Raw genomic sequence first — 9,737 nt, forward strand, 5'->3', positions numbered from 1 at the left:
TTAGAGGAGGACAAGCAATGAAAAAAGTTACACTATTCATGATTATATTTTTATTATTGGCATCGTTACCTGCCCAAGCAGCCGTCAAAAAAGAAAAACGATTGTGGCAGGATGAAACCGTTTATTCGATTATGGTTGACCGCTTCAACGATGGGGATATAACAAATGATATCGATGTGAATTCCAAAGACCCGTTGGCCTATAATGGCGGTGATTTCCAGGGCATTATTGAAAAGTTAGATTACATACAGGCTATGGGATTTACATCCATTCGTTTGACACCGATATTTGATAATGCGAAAGGTGGCTATCATGGATATTGGGTGTCAGATTTTTATCAAACGGATGAGCATTTTGGTACCATAAAGAACTTTCAAAAGCTTGTTAAAGAAGCTCATAAACGTAAGATGAAGGTTTTGATTGATTTTGTAACAAATAACGTTGCACCTTCACATCCGTGGGTTAAGGATACCAGCAAACAGGACTGGTTCCATAAAGAGCAGCAGATTTTGGATAAAAACAATCAGGTACAGCTTGAAAATGGATGGGATGATGGATTACCTGACCTTAATCAGGACAACCCTGAGGTGAAAAGTTACTTAATTGAGGCTGCAAAATGGTGGATAAAGAAGACAGATGTGGATGGCTATAGTCTTCCTGGGGTGAACCAGGTTCCATTAAGCTTCTGGAGTGATTTTTCAAATGAAGTAAAGCAGGAAAAAAAGGACTTTTTCCTAATGGGTATTCCGTCTGAAAAAACACAACTTGATAGTGAAAAATATCAAAATGCGGGAATTGACAGCTTATTTGATTATTCCCAAAGTGAGAAATTAAGAGAAGCATTTGCAACAACGAAGCAATCCTTCCAACCGCTTCATTCTGATGGGAAACAGGAGGGAAACCCCGAATTAAGGGCTAATTTTTTTGATGATGAATATACGGAGAGATTTACGAATGATATTGTCGACTTGAGACAATTCCCGGGTTCCCGTTGGAAAACGGCCTTAACGTATCTGTATACTACCCCGGGCATTCCGATCTTTTATTATGGGACGGAAATTGCATTAATTGGAGGAGAAATCCCGGATAACCGGAGGCAAATGAATTTCCGAACAGAAAAGGAATTAATTGATTACATTACGAAGATTGGCGAATTAAGAAACCAGCTTCCATCCTTAACAAGAGGAACAATGGAAATGCTTTATGACAATGGCGGAATGGTTGTTTATAAGCGTGTTTATAATGGGGAAGTATCCATTATTGCCATTAACAATTCAAAGAAATCTCAAAAGGTGATTTTAACTGACAAGCAATTACAGGATAATAAGGAGCTCCGTGGGCTATTGGGCGGTGATCTTGTGCGTAGTCACGATCACCAATATAATCTTATCGTCGACCGCGATAATTCCGAGATTTATGTACTTGCGGATAAAAGTGGAATCAAAGTTGTCCACATTGCTGCATTATTATTAGTAATCGTACTTGCCGTTATTTTTCTTTTCTTAGTGATTAAAAAAGGGAAAAAAAATAAGCGCTAAAAAAACGCAACTGGGGGAATCCTAGTTGCGTTTTTTGAACTAATCTCTATCCATTCACGATTGTACCGCCATTAACATGAATCATTTGCCCACTCATATAGGATGAATCCTCTGAGGCCAGGAACACGTAGCTTGGTGCCAGTTCATAAGGCTGCCCTGCTCTACCCATTGGCGTATTACCTCCAAAGGTGGTTACTTGATCGGCTGTAAAGGTGGATGGGATTAACGGCGTCCAGATGGGCCCTGGAGCCACGCCGTTCACGCGTATCCCTTGCGGTGCTAGTGACTTAGCCAATGAACGAGTAAATGAAACAATCGCTCCTTTTGATGCAGAATAGTCCAATAATTGTTCATTACCTTCATAGGCAGTAATGGAAGCCGTATTAATAATCGATGCACCCTTCTTAAGATGAGGTAAGGCCATTTTTGTCATATAAAAAAAGGAAAATAGATTGGTTCGAAACGTTTTCTCAAGCTGTGCTGCAGTGATACTAAGAAGACTTTGTTGTGGATGCTGCTCAGCTGCATTGTTCACAAGAATATCAAGCCTGCTAAATTGAGCGATGGTTTGTTTCACAATCTCTTTACAAAAGTCCTCATTGCCAATGTCACCGGAAAAAAGGAGGCATCGGCGTCCTTCTGCTTCAATGAGCTTCTTCGTTTCCTCGGCATCTTGATGCTCCTCTAAATAAGCAATGGCAATATCAGCGCCTTCTTTAGCAAAATAGAGGGCGACAGATTTGCCAATCCCGCTGTCGCCCCCGGTTATGATAGCGGTTTTGCCGGTTAATTTCCCCCCAGGGCGGTAGGTGTTTGTGACTGATTGCGGACGAGGATCCATTTCACTTTCGATACCAGGCTGGTGATTTTGATGTTGGGCCGGAAAAGTTGTTTTTGATTGTTGTTGAGATTGACTCATATCCAAAAACCTCCATGTGAAGTATTCAATAGATAGTGTTAGATAAATGAGCTAAATTATGAAGAAAATAAAAAAGGCATAAGGAGTGCTTCTTATGGCATTTGTAGATTGTAAAGAAAGGAATGTTTTTTCTCGATGATCATTTTTTAGAATTTAAAAAATCAATAGCTTATACATAATTTAGCTGTTAAGTGTGTCAGTTGAGTTGATCTCCGCTCCAGGCGCTCGCTTTCCGCGGGCGTTCCGGTGAGCTTCCTCGGCGCTTTGCGCCTGTGGGATCTCACCTGTACCGTACTCCCGCAGGAGTCGAGCGCCTTCCGCTCCAATCAACTTAACCTAGGTTTGTTAAGTGTATGGCAATATTTTTCGTGTTTTGGCCAACCACAGCTAAAAGAACTTGCTCACCTACATTTTTTATTTCAAGTAATCGATTGTAGCAAAGCCATACAGCTCTATCTCTTGAGTCTGCGAAGATTAGCACAATTTTTACTTATATATTAATAAAGCGGTGTTTTGCTATAGATAATCGAGTCACTCTTACCTTTTACTTGTTGCTTTATAAAATAATTCCTATCTATTTGGACAAAAAACAAATCAAATTCTCTATCATGTGTAAATTTCCAAATAAGGAATGATATCTTTTTAAATTTCGGCTGCGTAATAGGACTCGATTTATTGGAGCGGAAGGCACGTAGACTCCTGCGGGAGGACGGGGCTGGGGAGACCCCGCAGGCGCTTGCGCTGAGGAGGCTCCCCGTGCCGCCCGCGGAAAGCGAAGTGCCTGGAGCGGAAATATCAACCAAATTCAACGCAGCTTAAATTTAAGAAGCCTTTTCAGTTTCTTCTATATTTAAACGAACATTTTATCGAGTAGCAAAGCTATAAATTGATAAAATCCTAACGAAAATAAGGCTGTCGAAAATTTTTCGACAGCGCCTTTGTATTTAACGGTAATTGATGAATTGTACATCTATGGTTAGGTCTGCTTCACGAACTAATGAGATGATTTTTTGTAAGTCATCGCGATTTTTGCCACTCACGCGTACTTGATCATCCTGGACCTGACTTTTTACTTTCACACCGCTATTTTTTATAATTGTATTAATTTTTTTGGCATTTTCTTTATCGATTCCTTGAACAAGCTTTGCGCGTTGGCGGACAGTGCCGCCTGAGGCTTTTTCTATTTTGCCATAATCGAGGTTTCGAATCGGAACGCCACGCTTAATTAATTTTCCAAGTAAAACATCCTTTAATTGGTCCATTTTATATTCGTCGTCAGAAACGAGGACAAGGTCCTCTTTATCGAGCGTAACCTCACTTTTACTACCTTTAAAATCGTAACGTGTTCCAATTTCCTTCATGGTTTGTGTAATCGCATTTGTGACTTCAGTAAATTCTACTTTGGATACAATATCAAATGAGCTGTCTTTAGACATTTTCATAACCTCCATTTTTTGCAAAGAAATAATACCTGCTAAAGTTTCCCTTTACGGGTACATTATAGTAAAATATAGCAGTTCAAACAAGAATAGAAAAGTGGAAGCGAACTAGCTCCTAGATGATGGAGCTAGAAGCATCAAATCAAAAGGAATACTTTAAAATTTTTTGAAGAATCTCCGAGAAAAGAAAAGAGGAGTTTATAGTATGTCTTTAAATGAATTAATTGGTCAAACCACTACATTAACAGTTGCTCGTAAAGCTGAATTTGGCTATTTTTTAACAGATGGTGCTGAGGATGTGTTACTGCATATAAATCAAGCCCAGCAGGAATTGGAGGATGGTGATGAAGTAGAGGTATTTTTATTTGTGGATTCACAAGGAAGAATTTCCGCTTCGATGACCATTCCCGAAGTTTCGGTTAATAATTATGCATGGGTTAAGGTAACGGATACAAATCCAAAAATCGGTGTCTTCTTGAACATTGGTTTACCGAAAGATATTTTATTAGGCGTGGATGATCTTCCAGCCCATCATTCAGTCTGGCCAAATGTTGGGGACCTGGTTTATGTTACGCTAAGATTAAATCGCAGTTACTTACTATATGCCAGGCTAGCGAGTGATCCAGTTATTCAGTCCATCTCAGTAAAAGCTACAAGAAATGATTTTAATAAAAATGTGCAAGGGCATATTTACCGGACAGCCAAAGTGGGGAGCTGGATATATACGATTGAAGGCTTCAAGGGGTTTATTCATGAATCCCAGCGCCCAGTCGAACCACGCTTGGGCGAAATGGTGGAAGGCAGGATTATTGACGTCAAGGAAGATGGAACAATTAATGTGTCCTTATTAGCTAGGAAAGAAGATTCACAAGACCTGGATTCTGCCCGGATTTACGAGTACTTAATGAGCCGGAACGGTGCGATGCCATATAGTGACAAAAGTATGCCTGACGAAATTCAAGAACGTTTTGGCTTAAGTAAAGCGGCATTTAAACGCGCGCTAGGAAAGCTAATGAAGGAAGGCAGGGTCTATCAAGAAGGCAGCTGGACCTATGAGAAAAAAGAATAATCCATTTGTTACATACTCTTTTTCTAAATGACAGACAATATGGATTGTAAGGAATTTTGAAAGGAGTCAGCAAATGCCACATACTTCTGATAATGATAAAAAAGCCAAAGACAATAATGCATCAAGACATGAAAAGAATATGATGAGTGAAAAAAACCGTCAAGCAGGCAAAAATCAATATTCTAAGAAAACAGATCATAAATAAAAAATGAGTGAGGTGCGCCTCACTCATTTTTTATATTTAAAGTTTATTTAAAAAGAAAATCGAAATGGTATCTGGTCCTGTATGGGCACCTATTGCAGAACCAATCGAGGAGATATAAACCTCTTTTGGATGAAATTCCTCTTCAATCATTGCTTTCACTTCATTGGCTGTTTCGAGATTATCCGCATGGCTAATTCCGATAATCTGCTCGTTCAAATCGGAACCACGCTCATTCATGATTTCCATTATTCTGCGGAACACTTTCTTTTTACCGCGGATTTTTTCAATTGGAACGAGTTTACCATCTTCCATATTTAGAATCGGTTTTATATTTAATAATCCACCTAAAAATGCGGAAGCTCTTGAGACCCTGCCGCCTTTTGCCAAGTAATCCAGATCCTCAACGGTAAAAATATGTTCCATATGCTGGGTTCTATTAAGAATGACTTCTAGAATTTTTTCTTTCTCGATATTCTCTGCAGCCAGTCGAGCTGCCTCCTGAACGATTAGACCCACTCCAAGCGAAGCACATTTTGTATCGACAATTGTTAATTGGAAGTCTGGATATTTTTCCTTCACTTGGTCAAGAATCATAACAGCGGTTGAATATGTACCAGATAGTTCAGAGGAAAAGGCGATATAGATGCCATCTTCATTCTTTTCCGCCATCGCTGTAAAAACTTCCTCAAATAAAAGCGGAGAAACTTGTGATGTTTTTGGAACGATACCGCTGCGGATGGCGTCATAGACTGTTTTTGGATCAATCGTTTTCACATCTTCATATGCTTGGTCGTTAATCTGTACCATCAAGGGAAATAATACAACATTCGTTTCTTCGTAATAACTTTTGGGTAAATCGCATGCACTGTCAGCGAGGATTTTTACCACCATGAAGATCACCTGCTTTCACAATATATCTATTAATTTCAGTTTATCGGTTTCACCTGAGAAATACAATTATCTATTTGGAGAATGAAAAAGGGGGACACACCATTGATTTGGCTCCAAACAAAAAAAATATTCATTGTGGTCGTCGGTGCATTATTAAATGCACTTGCCATGAATTTATTCTTAATCCCAGCAAATGTTTATTCCAGCGGTTTTACAGGAATTGCCCAGTTACTTTCAAAGGTACTTAGTGATTATACACCATTAAATATTTCAATGGGACTATTGTTGCTTGTACTGAATATCCCAGTCGCGATTTTAGGGTGGAAAAAGGTAGGTAGATCCTTTACGGTGTATAGTTTTTTAAGTGTTGTCCTGTCATCGTTATTTCTGACCATGATCCCCATCAAACAAGTATCGCATGATATATTATTAAATGCCGTATTTGGAGGAGTTATACTTGCAATTGGTGTGGGAATTACTTTGAAATGGGGTGCCTCGACAGGTGGAGTAGATATCATTGCAATGGTATTATCGAGAATGAAGGATAAACCGGTTGGCCCTTATATGTTTGTCTTAAACGGCGTTATTATCATCACCGCTGGTTTTCTTTATGGTTGGGAAAAGGCTCTCTATACACTGGTTACGCTATATACTTCGACCAGAGTGATTGATGCCATTCATACAAGACATGCTAAGCTTACTGCTATGATCATAACCAATAAGGCAGAAGATTTAAAAAAGGCTATTCATGCTTCCCTTGTTAGAGGGATCACGATGGTTCCTGCCAAAGGAGCATTTTCCAATGAAACACGGGACATGCTGATGATTGTAATTACCCGCTATGAGCTATATGATTTGGAAAGAATCATTAAGGACGTGGATCCAAACGCCTTTACAAATATAATTCAAACCACAAATGTGTTTGGATTTTTTCGAAGAGATTAAGTAATTGAACATCGACAGAAAGGAAAAGTGGAAGCACATAAAGGTGCTTCCACTTTTCTTTATGCAGCTATTGAATCTGATCAAGCTCTTGTTGCATTTGTTGGAGCTGGGCTTGCTCTGCTACAGTCGAATTGGCGTACGCGGAACTAAGGGCATTTTTTGCCTTCTCGACTACAGTATCAAGTTCACTTGGGTTGGCGGATTTCGCCATCTCCACAAATCTTCGTGCTTCTTGGAACAATTGGTTACCCATGTTATATTCCTCCGAGCGAGGATTCATGCACATTGGCCATCTTCTGAGCTTCAGCTTCAGCGTAGGTCATGTGGTAGGGAATACGATCCGCATGCTTGCTTACCGTATCCACTCCTTGCTGGACAAAGCGCTTTGATTTGTTTCGTTTACCCATCTGAATCCCTCCAATATGCTCATAGCTTAGATTGAAACAGCACTGCTGCCTCAAAAATAGTATGACCAAAATGAAGTGTCTTCATTTAAGGAAATATTGGGGAAAGACAAACTATTTTATATTTAACATTTCCGCCAAATACTGGGCAACTCCCTCTTCTTCATTCGTAAACGTGATATCATTTGCGATATTTTTGACTTTATCGATGGCATTTCCCATTGCAATCCCATGACCAGCATATTCAAGCATCTCAAGATCGTTATCCTCATCACCAAACGCAATAATTCTGTCTGCCGGGATACCATAATACTCGGAAGCCTTTTTTAAACCAACTGCCTTATTTAATCCGACTTTAATGATTTCGATAACATGCCATGGTGCAGCCCAGCTGCGGTGGTCAATTACTTCGGCATGCACATCGGATAGATGCTGTCTGATGGTCTGTAACTGATCTTCTTCTGTATGAATTAACATACTGGTGGGGGAGTCCTGTAAGTAATTTGCTAAATCACCTGTTGTAATTTTAGGATTACCAAAGCTAAAAATATCTAAGAGCTTTTCATCGTGATAGTGGAAATATACATCGTCAATCACTTCGGCAATGATATTATGAAAATGGAAGCTTCGGCACGCTTCAACAATTTCTTTTGCTACTTTTACATCAAGTGGTTCATGATAAAATCCCCAAGCAGAATTACGGGGATGGTGCATAAATGCGCCGTTAAAATTAACAATTGGTGTGTCAAGTTCCAATTCACGGTAATACATCTCGCTGGATCGATAAGGTCTGCCTGTTGCAATCATAACGATATGCCCATTGGCTTTTGCCTTGTTAATGATCTCTTTTGTTTTTAGGGAAATGGTTTTATCATCTTTTAATAACGTTCCATCTAAATCTAATGCGATTAAGTGTCTCTCAGTCATAAGAACTCCTTCTTGTTTTTGAATTTTCAACCAACTGCATTGCTTTAGGAAAAAATTTGTCAACATGTTACAATACGAATATGACAAATTGATCAAAAGGAATGATTTTATTTTTCTATAAGTACTATGTTAACAATTTTATAGCCAAACTGTAAAAAAATTCACACCAAAAGCATATAAAAACCTTTATACTTTTCATATGCCTTTCAAAAGTGGCTTTCTTTCGCTGCTTTTTGAAAATGGTAATAAAATCTATTCATGAAGTAAATAAGAAGATCATCTCACTAAGGAGTGAATTTATATGAATGAAGAATTAAAAGATAATATTATGGGGGCATTAGAGTTAGTTATTGACCCTGAGCTTGGTGTTGATATTGTTAATTTAGGTTTAGTTTATAATGTAGATATGGATGATGAGGGGATCGCATCCGTAACTATGACCTTAACGACAATGGGATGTCCGCTTGCAGGAACGATTGTCGATCAAGTAAAACGTGCCTTAGCCGACATTCCAGAAATTAAAGATACAGATGTTAACATTGTATGGAATCCACCTTGGAATAAAGATATGATGTCTCGCTATGCGAAAATTGCTTTAGGAATTCGTTAAGGGCAAAATACTCTGATGAAAAATAAAATAATTTTAGTAAGTTCTAACCAATTAGGCAGAGGCGATCAATTACTGGGTGAGAATATCCTTGAAACATTTTTTACAATTCTCAAACAAAAAGAGGATCTTCCAGCAGCTGTGTTCTGCATGAACAGTGGGGTCCTCACGCTAACAGAAGATTCTTTTGTTTCCCTTCATTTAAAGGAATTAGAAGTAAAGGGAGTCGATGTTTTAGCATGTAAAACATGTGCAGACCACTATGGGGTCAGTGAAAAATTATCGGTAGGAAAAATAAGTGGAATGGCTGACTTTATTGACTTGGCAGCAAAATATGAAGTCATCACCATTTCTTAAACAGCAGAGCTTCTGCTGTTTTTTATAATATAATTTATAAGTTTTGACTTAGAGAAATGTCCAGCTCAAGAAGCCATCGGCTCGAGGTCACAAGCGGGTCCGTCGAGAAGGTTAAAGAACAACCTTCCCGCCGGCTCGTCTTGTGCTTGGCTACAGAAAGCTATCGCTTTCTGTACGCATTAAGAGGGACTAAGCCGATTTTCAATCGACTAAGTCTCTCTATATCGACGATTACGGGCGCCTTGCGCTTTTCTTACAGGGGACACTCGGAAGTTCTGCGCGTAAAAAGGCACAACTAGTGGATTTGCTAGTGGTGCCTTCGCTTTGTTTTACGGATAAGATATTCGCGAAATTTTTGATGGTCCGAGAAGCATGAAGTCGCGGTACCTGGCCTCGCTCTTATCGGTTTTGAGATCCAGTTAAGCACCCGATCTGA

12 protein-coding genes are annotated in these 9,737 nt (G+C 39.2%); 6 read left to right on the forward strand and 6 right to left on the reverse strand.

Annotated features, from left to right (window positions below; translation table 11 throughout):
* Positions 1-17: 17 nt before the first annotated feature.
* On the forward strand, positions 18-1,538 hold the full coding sequence (locus tag TY15_RS22120) for an alpha-amylase family glycosyl hydrolase (protein ID WP_040204498.1): 1,521 nt from the start codon (positions 18-20) through the stop codon (positions 1,536-1,538).
* A gap of 46 nt (positions 1,539-1,584) precedes the next feature.
* Here the strand turns inward: TY15_RS22120 and TY15_RS22125 are convergent, their stop codons facing one another.
* Together TY15_RS22125 and TY15_RS22130 are read right to left on the reverse strand one after the other, a co-directional pair.
* Positions 1,585-2,457, reverse strand: coding sequence for an SDR family oxidoreductase (locus tag TY15_RS22125; RefSeq protein ID WP_040204499.1), 873 nt, complete (start codon positions 2,455-2,457; stop codon positions 1,585-1,587).
* A 944-nt stretch (positions 2,458-3,401) separates the two neighbouring features.
* Positions 3,402-3,893 carry a YajQ family cyclic di-GMP-binding protein gene (locus tag TY15_RS22130; protein ID WP_040204500.1) on the reverse strand — a complete coding sequence of 164 codons (492 nt, stop codon included), beginning with the start codon at positions 3,891-3,893 and terminating at the stop codon, positions 3,402-3,404.
* Positions 3,894-4,101: 208 nt separating this feature from the next.
* Between TY15_RS22130 and TY15_RS22135 the strand changes: the two genes are divergently transcribed.
* Positions 4,102-4,965: a CvfB family protein gene (locus tag TY15_RS22135; protein WP_040204501.1), complete on the forward strand. Its 864-nt coding sequence runs from the start codon at positions 4,102-4,104 to the stop codon at positions 4,963-4,965.
* A 73-nt stretch (positions 4,966-5,038) separates the two neighbouring features.
* A complete protein-coding gene (locus TY15_RS23895; RefSeq protein WP_074432861.1) occupies positions 5,039-5,170 on the forward strand; it encodes a DUF3941 domain-containing protein in 132 nt (43 codons plus the stop codon).
* A gap of 36 nt (positions 5,171-5,206) precedes the next feature.
* Here the strand turns inward: TY15_RS23895 and TY15_RS22140 are convergent, their stop codons facing one another.
* On the reverse strand, positions 5,207-6,061 hold the full coding sequence (locus tag TY15_RS22140) for a DegV family protein (protein ID WP_040204502.1): 855 nt from the start codon (positions 6,059-6,061) through the stop codon (positions 5,207-5,209).
* A 102-nt stretch (positions 6,062-6,163) separates the two neighbouring features.
* Between TY15_RS22140 and TY15_RS22145 the strand changes: the two genes are divergently transcribed.
* The gene (locus TY15_RS22145; RefSeq protein ID WP_040204503.1) at positions 6,164-7,006 is read left to right on the forward strand and encodes a YitT family protein; all 843 of its coding nucleotides are present in this window, start codon (positions 6,164-6,166) and stop codon (positions 7,004-7,006) included.
* A gap of 67 nt (positions 7,007-7,073) precedes the next feature.
* On the opposite strand, the gene TY15_RS22150 is transcribed toward TY15_RS22145, so the two are convergent.
* The 3 genes from TY15_RS22150 to TY15_RS22155 form a co-directional block, all read right to left on the reverse strand.
* Positions 7,074-7,259: a DUF3813 domain-containing protein gene (locus TY15_RS22150; protein ID WP_040204504.1), complete on the reverse strand. Its 186-nt coding sequence runs from the start codon at positions 7,257-7,259 to the stop codon at positions 7,074-7,076.
* A 1-nt stretch (position 7,260) separates the two neighbouring features.
* On the reverse strand, positions 7,261-7,413 hold the full coding sequence (locus tag TY15_RS24790; protein ID WP_179301718.1) for a hypothetical protein: 153 nt from the start codon (positions 7,411-7,413) through the stop codon (positions 7,261-7,263).
* Positions 7,414-7,524: 111 nt separating this feature from the next.
* Positions 7,525-8,337 carry a Cof-type HAD-IIB family hydrolase gene (locus TY15_RS22155; protein ID WP_040204505.1) on the reverse strand — a complete coding sequence of 271 codons (813 nt, stop codon included), beginning with the start codon at positions 8,335-8,337 and terminating at the stop codon, positions 7,525-7,527.
* A gap of 301 nt (positions 8,338-8,638) precedes the next feature.
* On the opposite strand from TY15_RS22155, the gene TY15_RS22160 reads away from it, so the two are divergent.
* Complete coding sequence (locus TY15_RS22160) at positions 8,639-8,947, forward strand: metal-sulfur cluster assembly factor (RefSeq protein WP_040204506.1); 309 nt, start codon at positions 8,639-8,641, stop codon at positions 8,945-8,947.
* 15 nt (positions 8,948-8,962) lie between these two features.
* Entirely contained in the window at positions 8,963-9,301 is a 339-nt protein-coding gene (locus tag TY15_RS22165; RefSeq protein WP_040204507.1) for a DsrE family protein, read from the forward strand.
* Positions 9,302-9,737 lie beyond the last annotated feature (436 nt).

The organism is Neobacillus jeddahensis (genome assembly GCF_000612625.1).
GTDB lineage: Bacteria > Bacillota > Bacilli > Bacillales > Cytobacillaceae > Neobacillus > Neobacillus jeddahensis.